15 protein-coding genes are annotated in these 13,087 nt (G+C 54.4%); 14 read left to right on the plus strand and 1 reads right to left on the minus strand.

Going from position 1 to position 13,087, the window contains the following annotated elements:
• Nucleotides 1-530: 530 nt before the first annotated feature.
• The gene (rluC, locus tag WM95_RS09750) at nucleotides 531-1,478 is read left to right on the plus strand and encodes a 23S rRNA pseudouridine(955/2504/2580) synthase RluC (protein WP_024909023.1); all 948 of its coding nucleotides are present in this window, start codon (nucleotides 531-533) and stop codon (nucleotides 1,476-1,478) included.
• Between the two features lie 66 nt (nucleotides 1,479-1,544).
• On the opposite strand, the gene WM95_RS09755 is transcribed toward rluC, so the two are convergent.
• On the minus strand, nucleotides 1,545-2,129 hold the full coding sequence (locus WM95_RS09755) for a Maf family protein (RefSeq protein ID WP_032658016.1): 585 nt from the start codon (nucleotides 2,127-2,129) through the stop codon (nucleotides 1,545-1,547).
• A 140-nt stretch (nucleotides 2,130-2,269) separates the two neighbouring features.
• On the opposite strand from WM95_RS09755, the gene yceD reads away from it, so the two are divergent.
• The 13 genes from yceD (at nucleotide 2,270) to WM95_RS09820 (ending at nucleotide 12,866) form a co-directional block, all read left to right on the plus strand.
• A complete protein-coding gene (gene yceD / locus WM95_RS09760) occupies nucleotides 2,270-2,791 on the plus strand; it encodes a 23S rRNA accumulation protein YceD (RefSeq protein ID WP_014883375.1) in 522 nt (173 codons plus the stop codon).
• A gap of 16 nt (nucleotides 2,792-2,807) precedes the next feature.
• A complete protein-coding gene (gene rpmF, locus WM95_RS09765; RefSeq protein ID WP_003857964.1) occupies nucleotides 2,808-2,981 on the plus strand; it encodes a 50S ribosomal protein L32 in 174 nt (57 codons plus the stop codon).
• A gap of 80 nt (nucleotides 2,982-3,061) precedes the next feature.
• Complete coding sequence (plsX, locus tag WM95_RS09770) at nucleotides 3,062-4,096, plus strand: phosphate acyltransferase PlsX (protein ID WP_059290957.1); 1,035 nt, start codon at nucleotides 3,062-3,064, stop codon at nucleotides 4,094-4,096.
• Between the two features lie 6 nt (nucleotides 4,097-4,102).
• Nucleotides 4,103-5,056 carry a beta-ketoacyl-ACP synthase III gene (locus WM95_RS09775; RefSeq protein WP_023311150.1) on the plus strand — a complete coding sequence of 318 codons (954 nt, stop codon included), beginning with the start codon at nucleotides 4,103-4,105 and terminating at the stop codon, nucleotides 5,054-5,056.
• 15 nt (nucleotides 5,057-5,071) lie between these two features.
• Nucleotides 5,072-6,001, plus strand: coding sequence for an ACP S-malonyltransferase (gene fabD, locus WM95_RS09780; protein ID WP_063408616.1), 930 nt, complete (start codon nucleotides 5,072-5,074; stop codon nucleotides 5,999-6,001).
• Between the two features lie 12 nt (nucleotides 6,002-6,013).
• Nucleotides 6,014-6,748: a 3-oxoacyl-ACP reductase FabG gene (fabG, locus tag WM95_RS09785; protein ID WP_008500795.1), complete on the plus strand. Its 735-nt coding sequence runs from the start codon at nucleotides 6,014-6,016 to the stop codon at nucleotides 6,746-6,748.
• A 154-nt stretch (nucleotides 6,749-6,902) separates the two neighbouring features.
• Nucleotides 6,903-7,139, plus strand: a complete 237-nt coding sequence (acpP, locus tag WM95_RS09790) for an acyl carrier protein (protein WP_003857954.1) — start codon at nucleotides 6,903-6,905, stop codon at nucleotides 7,137-7,139.
• A gap of 93 nt (nucleotides 7,140-7,232) precedes the next feature.
• Nucleotides 7,233-8,474 (plus strand): beta-ketoacyl-ACP synthase II, encoded by a 1,242-nt coding sequence (fabF, locus tag WM95_RS09795; RefSeq protein WP_023311152.1) that lies wholly within the window; start codon nucleotides 7,233-7,235, stop codon nucleotides 8,472-8,474.
• A 120-nt stretch (nucleotides 8,475-8,594) separates the two neighbouring features.
• The gene (gene pabC / locus WM95_RS09800) at nucleotides 8,595-9,404 is read left to right on the plus strand and encodes an aminodeoxychorismate lyase (protein ID WP_063408615.1); all 810 of its coding nucleotides are present in this window, start codon (nucleotides 8,595-8,597) and stop codon (nucleotides 9,402-9,404) included.
• 2 nt (nucleotides 9,405-9,406) lie between these two features.
• A complete protein-coding gene (gene yceG / locus WM95_RS09805) occupies nucleotides 9,407-10,429 on the plus strand; it encodes a cell division protein YceG (RefSeq protein ID WP_063408614.1) in 1,023 nt (340 codons plus the stop codon).
• On the plus strand, nucleotides 10,419-11,060 hold the full coding sequence (tmk, locus tag WM95_RS09810) for a dTMP kinase (RefSeq protein ID WP_023311155.1): 642 nt from the start codon (nucleotides 10,419-10,421) through the stop codon (nucleotides 11,058-11,060). Before yceG ends, tmk begins: the two co-directional genes overlap by 11 nt.
• Complete coding sequence (holB, locus tag WM95_RS09815) at nucleotides 11,057-12,061, plus strand: DNA polymerase III subunit delta' (protein ID WP_063408613.1); 1,005 nt, start codon at nucleotides 11,057-11,059, stop codon at nucleotides 12,059-12,061. The genes tmk and holB overlap by 4 nt, the downstream gene beginning before the upstream one ends.
• 10 nt (nucleotides 12,062-12,071) lie before the next feature.
• Entirely contained in the window at nucleotides 12,072-12,866 is a 795-nt protein-coding gene (locus tag WM95_RS09820; RefSeq protein WP_023311157.1) for a metal-dependent hydrolase, read from the plus strand.
• Nucleotides 12,867-13,087 lie beyond the last annotated feature (221 nt).

Consider the following 13,087-nt stretch of genomic DNA (forward strand, 5'->3'; position numbering starts at 1 on the left):
GCAAGGTGACGCTTTCCGGGGTATGAACCGATGGCCTCGTGTCTGTTCACGTCGCCAACCTCACGGTTGTCGCTCGCTTAAGAGGCGCAGAGTGTCGGTTGCCTGTATTTCATACGGAAACACAGCGCAATTATCAGGGGAATTGCCTGGGTAGAACTCTCCAGAGAACAATCCTTATACCGGGAAGTACTGCAACCCGCAGCCCGCTAACTGCCTGAAAGATCAATACGTCTTACGCCATTGCTGCGTGGATGATCGGTCAGACAAAATTGGTCATTCCGTCAACATCCTTACTTAACCAGGATTTAACACGGAAAACAGCCTCATTATTCCACTGCTCGCCGGGTTATAGCAAGATGACTTTTACCAATTATTACCCGGTTACTCACAGTTTCTTCACTTCAGAATGGCGATTGGTTTAATAACCACCAAATCGATTGCGCGAAACGGGGAGCTGGCCGGATAAAAGTAAATATAAGCATAGAAAAATGAGTGGCGCTAATGGCTGACGATATTTAGAATCGCCAACCATGAAAACAGAGACTCCAGCCGTAAAAATGGTTGCCATCGCCGAAGATGACGCGGGGCAACGTATCGATAACTTTTTGCGCACCCAGTTGAAAGGTGTACCAAAGAGCATGATTTACCGCATCCTGCGTAAGGGCGAAGTGCGGGTGAACAAAAAACGCGTGAAGCCCGAGTACAAACTCGAGGCGGGCGATGAAGTGCGTATTCCGCCTGTGCGCGTTGCGGAACGTGAAGAAGAGACCGTTTCACCGAAGCTACAGAAAGTGGCGGCCCTGAGCGATGTGATCCTGTACGAAGATGACCACATTCTGGTGCTCAATAAACCGTCAGGAACAGCTGTTCATGGCGGTAGCGGCCTGAGCTTCGGCGTGATTGAAGGGCTGCGAGCCCTGCGCCCGGAAGCACGCTTCCTTGAACTGGTGCATCGTCTTGACCGTGATACCTCTGGCGTACTGCTGGTGGCGAAAAAGCGTTCTGCGCTGCGTTCGCTGCATGAACAGCTTCGTGAAAAAGGGATGCAGAAAGACTACCTGGCGCTGGTGCGCGGTCAGTGGCAGTCCCATGTAAAAGTAGTGCAGGCGCCGCTGCTGAAGAATATTCTGCAAAGCGGCGAACGTATTGTCCGCGTAAGCCAGGAAGGGAAACCGTCTGAAACGCGCTTTAAGGTTGAAGAGCGCTATGAGTTTGCCACGCTGGTGCGCTGCAGTCCGGTGACAGGTCGTACCCATCAGATCCGCGTGCATACGCAGTTTGCAGGGCACCCAATTGCCTTTGATGACCGCTATGGCGACCGCGAGTTTGATAAGCAGCTGGCGGGGACGGGGCTGTCGCGTCTGTTCCTGCATGCGGCAGCGCTGAAGTTTACCCATCCTAATACGGGGGAAGTCATCCGTATTGAAGCGCCGCTGGACGAGCAGTTGAAACGCTGTCTTAAGGTTCTGCGCGGCTGAGTTTGCGTTCCTCCCTCTCCCTGTGGGAGAGGGGCGGGGTGAGGGCATCAGGCCGCAACCTTCCAGTCACATGGTCAGCGGATTACACTCTTCTCGTCTTAACATCTGACACAGGGCAATCAGCGGTAACCCCACCAGCGTGTTGGGATCGCGTCCGTCCAGCTTGTCGAACAGCGCAATCCCCAATCCTTCACTTTTAAAGCTTCCCGCACAGTTCAGCGGACGTTCCCGGCGCACATAATCCACGATCTCTTGCTCGCTGAGATGGCGGAAGTGTACGTCGAACGGCTCGCATTCGGTTTGCAGATGACCGGTGGCGGAGTTATAGAGCGCCAGGCCGGTATAAAAGGTCACGATAGTGCCTCGCGCACGCAGAAGCTGCTGACAGGCGTTCTCCTCCGTATGGGGCTTGCCGGTGATTTCGCCGTCCAGCACGCAAACCTGGTCTGAGCCTATAATCAAATGTGCGGGGTAACGTGCGGCCAGCGACTGCGCTTTCTCTTTAGCAAGACGCATCACCAGATGACGCGGTGATTCGCCCGGCTGTGGCGTCTCATCCACCTCTGGCGCGGCGCATTCAAACGGGATCCCGAGCTTTTCCAGCAGCGTTCGGCGGTAGGGAGATGTGGAAGCAAGGACGAGATTTGGCATATTTTTATCACCAGATATAGCGTATCGATGCCAGCCATTTTAAACTACAGGCCGCAATGTGTGCGAATAATTGGCAAAAGGCAGCTCTGGTTGCCTTTTTCTTTGACTCTATGACGTTACAAAGTTAATATGCGCGCCCTATGCAAAAGGTAAAATTACCCCTGACTCTTGATCCGGTTCGTACGGCTCAAAAACGCCTCGATTACGAAGGTATCTATACCTCCGATCAGGCTGAGCGTATTGCCGAATCCGTAGTCAGTGTGGACAGTGATGTAGAATGCTCCATGTCGTTCGCTATCGACAACCAGCGTCTCGCCGTTTTAACCGGTGATGCAAAGGTGACGGTAACGCTCGAGTGTCAGCGTTGCGGGAAACCGTTTGTACAGCATGTTCACACAACGTATTGTTTCAGTCCGGTTCGTTCTGACGAACAGGCTGAAGCACTCCCGGAAGCGTATGAGCCGATTGAGGTTAACGAATTCGGTGAAATCGATCTTCTGGCTCTGGTTGAAGATGAAATCATCCTCACCTTGCCAGTGGTTCCGGTGCATGATTCTGAACACTGTGAAGTGTCCGAGGCGGACATGGTCTTTGGGGAACTGCCTGATGAAGCGCAAAAACCAAACCCATTTGCCGTATTAGCCAGCTTAAAGCGTAAGTAATTGAGGAGTAAGGTCCATGGCCGTACAACAGAATAAACCAACCCGTTCCAAACGTGGCATGCGTCGTTCCCATGACGCGCTGACTGCAGTTACCAGCCTGTCTGTAGACAAGACTTCTGGTGAGAAACACCTGCGTCACCACATCACCGCTGACGGTTTCTACCGCGGCCGCAAGGTTATCACTAAGTAATCACGCGCAAGCGTGATTAGGCTTAGTGAGGATTTCCCCGTGCAAACGGGGAATTTACCGAACCAGGCTGCGACGATACCTTGACACGTCTAACCCTGGCGTTAGATGTCATGGGGGGAGATTTTGGCCCTTCCGTGACAGTGCCTGCAGCATTGCAGGCACTGAATTCTAATTCGCAACTCACACTTCTTTTAGTCGGCAATCCCGACACAATCACGCCATTACTCGCAAAAGCTGACTTTGAACAACGTTCGCGTCTGCAGATTATCCCTGCGCAGTCAGTTATTGCCAGTGATGCCCGACCCTCGCAGGCCATTCGCAATAGTCGTGGCAGCTCTATGCGGATAGCGCTGGAGCTGGTGAAAGAAGGGCGAGCTCAGGCTTGCGTCAGCGCGGGGAATACCGGCGCGCTGATGGGCCTCTCGAAATTGCTGCTCAAACCTATTGAAGGTATTGAGCGTCCGGCGCTGGTAACGGTGTTACCGCATCAGCAGAAGGGCAAGACGGTAGTGCTCGATTTGGGCGCTAACGTCGACTGTGATAGTACTATGCTGGCTCAGTTTGCCGTGATGGGATCGGTGCTGGCAGAAGAAGTTGTCGGAATCAACACTCCCCGTGTTGCGTTACTGAACATTGGTGAAGAAGAGACCAAAGGCCTGGACAGCATTCGCGAAGCGGCTGAATTGCTCAAACAGGTTCCCTCCATCAACTATATTGGTTATCTCGAAGCCAATGAGTTGTTGACGGGTAAAACGGATGTTCTGGTGTGCGATGGCTTCACCGGAAACGTCACGTTGAAGACCATGGAAGGGGTCGTACGCATGTTTCTTTCTCTGTTGAAATCTCAGGGAGAAGGTAAAAAAAGCGCCTGGTGGCTGATTTTATTGAAGCGTTGGTTACAAAAGAGCCTGACGCGGCGATTCAGTCACCTCAACCCCGACCAGTATAATGGCGCCTGTCTGTTAGGATTGCGCGGCATCGTGATTAAGAGTCATGGCGCCGCCAATCAGCGAGCATTTGCTGTCGCGATTGAACAGGCAGTGCAGGCGGTGCAGCGACAAGTCCCTCAGCGGATTGCCGCTCGCCTGGAATCTGTATTAGCTAAAAGTGACTGAGCGTACATGTATACGAAGATTTTAGGTACCGGCAGCTACCTGCCAAAACAAGTGCGTACCAACGCCGATCTGGAAAAAATGGTAGATACGTCTGACGAGTGGATTGTCACGCGCACAGGTATCCGTGAACGTCGTATTGCCGCGCCAGACGAAACCGTGTCGACCATGGGTTACGAAGCCGCACAGCGTGCTATCGAAATGGCGGGCATTGATAAAGAACAGATTGGTTTGATCGTGGTCGCCACGACGTCTGCCACGCATGCTTTCCCAAGCGCGGCGTGCCAGGTGCAGAACATGCTCGGCATTAAAGGCTGTCCGGCGTTTGACGTCGCTGCCGCGTGCGCAGGCTTCACCTATGCGCTGAGCGTCGCCGATCAGTACGTGAAATCCGGTGCCGTTAAATATGCGCTGGTGATCGGTGCTGACGTGCTGGCGCGCACCTGCGATCCAACCGATCGCGGAACAATCATTATTTTTGGTGATGGTGCGGGCGCGGTGCTGCTGGGGCAGTCCGAAGAGCCGGGTATCATCTCCACGCATCTGCATGCTGATGGCAGCTATGGCGAACTGTTGACCCTGCCTAACGCCGATCGCGTTAATCCGGACAACTCGATTTACCTGACTATGGCAGGGAACGAGGTGTTCAAGGTGGCGGTAACCGAGCTTGCACATATCGTTGATGAAACGCTGGAAGCGAATAACCTTGAGCGTACCGCGCTCGACTGGCTGGTGCCGCATCAGGCGAACCTGCGTATCATCAGCGCGACCGCGAAAAAGCTGGGCATGTCGATGGATAACGTTGTAGTGACGCTGGATCGTCACGGCAACACCTCTGCGGCGTCGGTACCGTGCGCATTTGATGAAGCGGTACGCGATGGACGAATCAAACGGGGCCAGCTGGTCTTGCTTGAAGCCTTCGGTGGCGGGTTCACCTGGGGTTCCGCGCTGGTTCGTTTCTAGTATAAGGAATAAAAAATGACGCAATTTGCTTTTGTGTTCCCGGGCCAGGGCTCTCAAACCGTTGGGATGTTGTCTGAAATGGCAGCAAACTACCCGGTAATTGAAGAGACTTTCCGTGAAGCTTCTGATGCACTGGGTTATGATTTATGGGCGCTGACCCAGCAGGGTCCGGCCGAAGAACTGAACAAAACCTGGCAGACTCAGCCAGCGCTGCTGACCGCGTCCGTTGCGCTGTGGCGCGTCTGGCAGCAGCAGGGCGGTAAAGCGCCAGCGCTGCTCGCGGGTCATAGCCTGGGTGAATACTCTGCGCTGGTGTGTGCTGGCGTGATCGCGTTTGCTGACGCGGTACGTCTGGTTGAACTGCGCGGTAAATTCATGCAGGAAGCGGTGCCTGAAGGCACGGGCGGCATGTCTGCCATCATCGGTCTGGATGACGCTGCAATTGCAAAAGCGTGTGAAGAATCTGCTGAAGGCCAGGTTGTCTCTCCGGTAAACTTCAACTCGCCGGGCCAGGTAGTTATTGCCGGTCATAAAGAAGCGGTTGAACGCGCGGGTGCGGCCTGTAAAGCAGCGGGTGCTAAGCGTGCGCTGCCGCTGCCGGTCAGTGTGCCGTCTCACTGTGCGCTGATGAAGCCTGCTGCCGAGAAACTGGCGGTTGAGCTGGAAAAAATTACGTTTAACGCACCGACGATTTCCGTTGTGAATAACGTCGATGTGAAATGCGAAACCGCACCGGAAGCTATCCGCGACGCGCTGGTTCGCCAGCTCTACAGCCCGGTACAGTGGACCAAAACCGTTGAGTTTATGGCAGCGGAGGGCGTCGAGCATCTGTATGAAGTCGGCCCAGGTAAAGTCCTCACCGGTCTGACAAAACGTATTGTTGACACCCTGACAGCCTCGGCGATTAACGAGCCGGAAGCGATGTCAGCGGCACTCTCGCAATAAAAGAGGAATACCATGAGTTTTGAAGGAAAAATCGCCCTGGTCACTGGCGCAAGCCGCGGTATCGGGCGTGCAATTGCTGAAACACTGGTTGCGCGCGGCGCGAAGGTGATTGGTACAGCAACCAGCGAGAATGGCGCTCAGGCCATCAGCGAGTATCTGGGTGCAAACGGTAAAGGTCTGGTACTGAATGTGACTGAACCTGCATCTATTGAATCTGTTCTGGAAAATATTCGCGCAGAGTTTGGTGAAGTGGATATTCTGGTAAACAATGCCGGGATCACTCGCGATAACCTGTTAATGCGAATGAAAGACGACGAGTGGAACGATATCATCGAAACCAACCTGTCATCTGTATTCCGTCTGTCAAAAGCGGTAATGCGCGCTATGATGAAAAAGCGTCATGGTCGTATTATCACTGTCGGTTCTGTGGTTGGTACCATGGGAAATGCTGGTCAGGCTAACTACGCTGCGGCGAAAGCAGGTCTGATTGGTTTCAGTAAGTCGCTGGCGCGTGAAGTTGCGTCCCGCGGTATTACGGTAAACGTTGTTGCTCCGGGCTTTATTGAAACGGACATGACGCGTGCGCTGACTGATGAGCAGCGTGCGGGTACGCTGGCGGCAGTTCCGGCGGGTCGTCTTGGCGACCCTAAAGAAATCGCCAGTGCGGTTGCATTTTTAGCCTCTGACGAAGCGGGTTACATCACTGGTGAGACCCTCCACGTCAACGGCGGGATGTATATGGTTTAACCACGATGAAAAATATTTGCGTTATTAGGGCGAATGGCCTCAAAATAACGTAAAATCGTGGTACGAACTGCCGGGATTTAGTTGCAAATTTTTCAACATTTTATACACTACGAAAACCATCGCGAAAGCGAGTTTTGATAGGAAATTTAAGAGTATGAGCACTATCGAAGAACGCGTTAAGAAAATTATCGGCGAACAGCTGGGCGTTAAGCAGGAAGAAGTTGTGAACTCCGCTTCCTTCGTTGAAGACCTGGGCGCAGATTCTCTTGACACCGTTGAGCTGGTAATGGCTCTGGAAGAAGAGTTTGATACTGAGATTCCGGACGAAGAAGCTGAGAAGATCACCACCGTTCAGGCTGCCATTGATTACATCAACGGTCACCAGGCGTAAGTGAACATCTCCAGGCGGTCATTCGACCGCCTGAGTTTTATCTTTATTTAGTCCCACGAATCTCTTTTTTTTATCCCTCCCTGGAGGACAAACGTGTCTAAGCGTCGTGTAGTTGTGACCGGACTTGGCATGTTGTCTCCTGTCGGCAATACCGTAGAGTCCACCTGGAAAGCTCTCCTTGCCGGTCAGAGCGGCATCAGCCTAATCGACCATTTCGATACTAGCGCCTATGCAACAAAATTTGCTGGCTTAGTAAAGGATTTTAACTGTGAAGATATCATCTCGCGCAAAGAACAGCGCAAGATGGATGCCTTCATTCAATATGGAATTGTCGCTGGCGTTCAGGCCATGCAGGATTCTGGTCTTGAAATTACGGAAGAGAACGCAACCCGTATCGGCGCCGCTATCGGCTCCGGGATTGGCGGTCTTGGCCTGATCGAGGAAAACCATACATCTCTGATGAATGGCGGCCCGCGTAAGATCAGCCCGTTCTTCGTTCCGTCCACGATTGTTAACATGGTGGCAGGTCACCTGACCATCATGTTCGGCCTGCGTGGGCCAAGCATTTCAATCGCGACTGCCTGTACGTCTGGCGTACATAACATCGGCCAGGCCGCGCGCATTATTGCGTACGGCGATGCAGATGCTATGGTTGCGGGCGGTGCTGAAAAAGCCAGTACCCCACTGGGTGTCGGCGGTTTCGGTGCGGCGCGTGCGCTGTCTACCCGTAATGATAATCCGCAGGCGGCGAGCCGTCCGTGGGATAAAGATCGTGACGGCTTCGTGCTGGGCGACGGGGCGGGCATGATCGTACTGGAAGAATACGAACACGCGAAAAAACGCGGCGCGAAAATTTATGCTGAAATCGTTGGTTTCGGCATGAGCAGCGATGCTTACCACATGACGTCTCCTCCTGAGAACGGCGCGGGTGCTGCGCTGGCGATGGAAAACGCGATTCGTGATGCGGGTATTACCCCAGCACAAATTGGCTACGTGAACGCGCACGGTACTTCTACACCTGCAGGCGATAAAGCTGAAGCTCAGGCGGTTAAGTCTATCTTCGGCGAATCTGCCAGCCGCGTAATGGTGAGCTCCACCAAGTCCATGACCGGTCACCTGCTGGGTGCGGCGGGTGCGGTAGAGTCAATCTACTCCATCCTTGCGCTGCGGGATCAGGCTGTTCCGCCAACCATCAACCTGGATAACCCGGATGAAGGTTGCGATCTGGACTTCGTTCCTCACGAAGCGCGTCAGGTTAGCGGTATGGAGTACACCCTGTGTAACTCCTTCGGCTTCGGCGGCACCAACGGTTCTCTGATCTTCAAAAAGATCTGATCCTGACGTCCCTGTCGCATTTAAAAAGGTCCGCTTGCCGGGCCTTTTTTATTAAGCCTAATCTTCTTGTCGGCTGCATGACATCCTGCCAGACTAAACGTCCACGCATAAGGAGCCACCATGTTTTTAATCAATGGCCTTGAGCAGGACACGCTGCCTGCCAGCGACAGGGCGATACAGTTCGGTGATGGTTGCTTTACGACGGCGCGCATTCTGGACGGCGATGTCTGCTTGCTGGAGGCGCACATTCGACGCCTGCAGCATGGCTGTGAAAAGCTCATGATCCCCTTTACGCACTGGGACACGCTGCGTCAGGAAATGTGCGAGCTGGGAACCGGGAAGGACAGCGGCGTACTCAAAGTCATCATCAGCCGCGGCAGTGGTGGCCGGGGTTACAGCGCTGCATCGTGCCTCAACCCAACGCGTATCCTCTCCGTTTCTGCTTATCCCGCGCATTATTCTCGCTGGCGAGAAGACGGCGTCACGCTGACGCTGAGCCCTGTACGACTGGGACGAAACCCGATGCTGGCCGGGCTTAAGCATCTCAACCGCCTCGAGCAGGTGCTCATTCGTACTCATCTTGAACAGACGGACGCCGATGAGGCGCTGGTTCTTGACAGCGAAGGGTTCATTACGGAATGCTGTGCGGCTAATTTACTCTGGCGGCAGGGGGAAGAGGTGTTCACTCCGTCGCTGGAATACGCTGGCGTAAATGGGTTAATGCGTCAGTTTTGTCTGCAACAGCTGGCACGCTCTGGCTTTCGCGTTGTCGAAGTTAGCGCAGGAGAAGCGGCGCTACGGACCGCAGATGAAGTCATCATCTGCAATGCGCTGATGCCTGTTGTACCCGTCCGTGCGTATGGCCAACAACGCTGGTCTTCGCGCGAGCTGTTTCAGTTTTTAGCCCCGATATGTGAGCAAACCAGATAGTCATGAAAAAAATGTTGCGCTTTGTCCTTATCCTCATCGTTGCGCTGGGCGTCGCCGGCGGAGCGGGCGTATGGAAAGTTCGCCAGCTGGCGAACAGCAAGATCCTGGTTAAAGACGAAACGATCTTTACCCTGAAAGCGGGAACCGGCCGTCAGGCGCTTGGGGAACAGCTCTATGGCGACAAGATTATCAATCGTCCACGGGTTTTCCAGTGGCTATTGCGCGTGGAGCCTGAGCTGTCACATTTCAAAGCTGGTACCTATCGCTTTACGCCGGGAATGACCGTCAGAGAGATGCTGCAGCTGCTGGAAAGCGGTAAAGAAGCCCAGTTCCCCCTGCGGTTTGTGGAAGGGATGCGCCTGAGCGATTACCTCAAACAGCTGCGTGACGCGCCGTATATCAAACATACGTTAAAAGACGATAGCTATCAGACGGTGGCAGAAGCGCTGGAGCTTGAACATCCGGAATGGGTGGAAGGCTGGTTCTGGCCAGACACCTGGATGTACACGGCAGGCACGACCGATGTGGCTATCCTGAAGCGGGCGCACAAAAAAATGGTTGCCGCCGTAGATGCCGCCTGGGAAGGGCGGATGGAAGGATTGCCTTACAGCGATCCGAACCAGTTCGTGACCATGGCCTCGATCGTCGAGAAAGAGACTGCCGTCGCTGCTGAGCGCGATCGGGTGGCGTCGGTATTTATCAACCGTCTGCGCATCGGCATGCGCCTGCAAACCGATCCTACCGTTATCTACGGCATGGGCGAGAGCTATATGGGCAAGATTTCCAGAAAAGATCTGGAGACGCCAACGGCGTATAATACCTACGTGATAAGCGGTTTACCGCCAGGCCCGATTGCCACGCCGAGCGAGGCGTCGCTGAAAGCCGCCGCGCATCCGGCTAAAACACCGTATCTCTATTTTGTGGCTGATGGAAAAGGGGGGCATACCTTTAACACCAACCTTGCCAGCCACAATCGCTCTGTTCAGGACTATCTGAAGGCACTTAAGGAAAAAAATGCGCAGTAAATACATTGTCATTGAGGGACTCGAAGGGGCGGGTAAAACCACTGCCCGCAACGTGGTGGTGGATACGCTCAAAGCGCTTGGCGTGGCGGACATGGTATTTACCCGCGAGCCGGGCGGCACGCAGCTGGCTGAAAAGCTGCGCAGCCTGGTACTGGATATCAAATCCGTCGGTGACGAAGTTATCACTGACAAGGCCGAAGTGCTGATGTTCTACGCGGCCCGCGTTCAGCTGGTTGAGACGGTGATCAAACCCGCCCTGGCCGAGGGCAAGTGGGTGATCGGCGACCGTCACGATCTGTCGACTCAGGCGTATCAGGGCGGAGGACGCGGCATCGACCAGACAATGCTCGCAACGCTGCGTAATGCCGTATTGGGTGATTTTCGCCCCGACCTGACGCTCTATCTGGATGTGACCCCGGAAGTGGGCCTCAAGCGTGCCCGCGCGCGCGGCGAGCTGGACCGCATTGAACAAGAGTCGTTTGATTTCTTTAACCGCACCCGCGCGCGCTATCTTGAGCTGGCCGCACAGGACAGCTCAATTTGTACCATTGATGCGACGCAGTCCCTGGACGACGTCACGCGCGACATTCAACACACCATTACGCAGTGGGTGCAGGAGCAGCAGGCATGAAATGGTATCCATGGTTGCGCCCACACTTTGAACAGCTGATCGGCAGCTATCAGGCGGGTCGGGGGCATCATGCGTTACTGATTCAGGCATTGCCAGGGATGGGTGATGATGCGCTGATTTATGCCATCACCCGTTTTCTGATGTGTCAGCAGCCGGAAGGGCACAAGAGCTGTGGTAAATGCCGTGGCTGCCAGCTCATGCAGGCGGGGACGCATCCAGACTACTACACCCTTGAGCCTGAGAAGAGCAAAAGCGCGCTCGGTATTGATGCCGTGCGTGAAGTCAGTGAAAAATTGTATGAGCACGCGCGACTGGGCGGCGCTAAAGTGGTCTGGCTTAAAGACGCCACCTTGCTTACCGAGGCGGCGGCTAACGCCCTGCTTAAAACTCTGGAAGAGCCGCCGGTTAAAACGTGGTTTTTCCTCTCATGCCGTGACCCGGGACGATTACTGGCGACGTTGCGCAGCCGCTGTCGTCTTCATCACCTGGCGGTACCTCAGGAATCGTGGGCGCTGAGCTGGCTTGAACGAGAGGTGACAACGTCACCAGAGGGCGCGCTGTCCGCCTTGCGCCTGAGCAGCGGCGCGCCCGCGGCGGCGCTGGCACTACTGCAGCCTGACGTCTGGTCAGAGCGAGAAACGCTCTGCCGGGCCCTGGATGCCTCACTGAACAGTCAGGACTGGCTAAGTTTACTGCCTGCGCTTAACAGCGATCGGGCCGTTGAGCGTATGCACTGGCTGGCCTCCTTGCTGTTGGATGCGCTCAAAATCCAGCAGGGGGCTACGCTTCTGACCAACCCGGACGCGTTGCCGCTGGTGAATACACTGGCGAACCGCCTCTCAGTGAAGATTCTTCACGCGATGCTCCATGACATCTGCCAGAGCCGTGAACAGCTTTTAACCGTGACGGGTCTTAATCGCGAGCTTTTACTGACAGACCAGTTACTGCGTATCGAACATTACCTGCAACCCGGCGTCACACCGCCTGTTTCCCATCTCTGAGAGAGACATTATGTTTTTAGTCGACTCACACTGCCATCTTGATGGCCTGGATTATCAGTCCCTGCATAAAAACGTGGATGACGTGCTGGCAAAAGCCGCTGCCCGCGATGTGAAATTCTGTCTTGCGGTGGCGACGACGCTGCCGGGCTACCGCTCCATGCGTGAGCTGGTGGGCGTTCGCGATAACGTGGTGTTCTCCTGCGGCGTGCATCCGTTGAATCAGGACGAGGCGTACGACGTTGAGGATCTGCGCCGACTGGCAGCCGAAGAGGGCGTGGTGGCGATGGGCGAGACCGGGCTGGACTATTTTTACACGCCGGAAACCAAACCGCGCCAGCAGGAGTCCTTCCGCAACCATATTCGCATTGGCCGGGAACTGAACAAGCCGGTTATCGTCCACACCCGCGATGCGCGCGCGGATACCCTGGCTATCCTCCGGGAAGAAAAGGTGACGGATTGCGGTGGCGTACTACACTGTTTCACAGAAGACAGAGAAACGGCGGGGAAGCTGCTTGATTTGGGGTTTTATATCTCGTTTTCGGGGATCGTGACGTTCCGTAACGCTGAGCAGCTACGTGATGCTGCACGTTATGTTCCGCTCGATCGTATTCTGGTGGAGACGGATTCTCCGTACCTGGCACCGGTACCGCATCGCGGTAAAGAGAACCAGCCCGCTATGACGAGAGATGTGGCTGAGTACATGGCCGTACTGAAGGGCGTCAGCATCGATGAGCTGGCCCGCGTGACGACGGAAAACTTCTCCACGCTGTTCCATATCGACCCCGCCCGCCTGCAATCTGTCTGATACACCTGTTTTTTTTAGGCTCGTAATTAATAAGTAAAGCGAGTAAAGTTCACCGCCTCATTTGGGGCGGTGAGTGTGTATTTAGACACATCCGGACATGCTTTTTGTAAATAACTGAAAGTTTTTCGACCGCCTTAAGCTGAAACGTGATAGCCGTCAAACAAACTCAGAGGGAATTATTTTACTCTGTGTAATAAATAAAGGGCGCTTAGATGTCCTGT

It is taken from the genome of Enterobacter cloacae complex sp. ECNIH7 (genome assembly GCF_002208095.1).
Taxonomy (GTDB): Bacteria; Pseudomonadota; Gammaproteobacteria; order Enterobacterales; family Enterobacteriaceae; genus Enterobacter; species Enterobacter cloacae_M.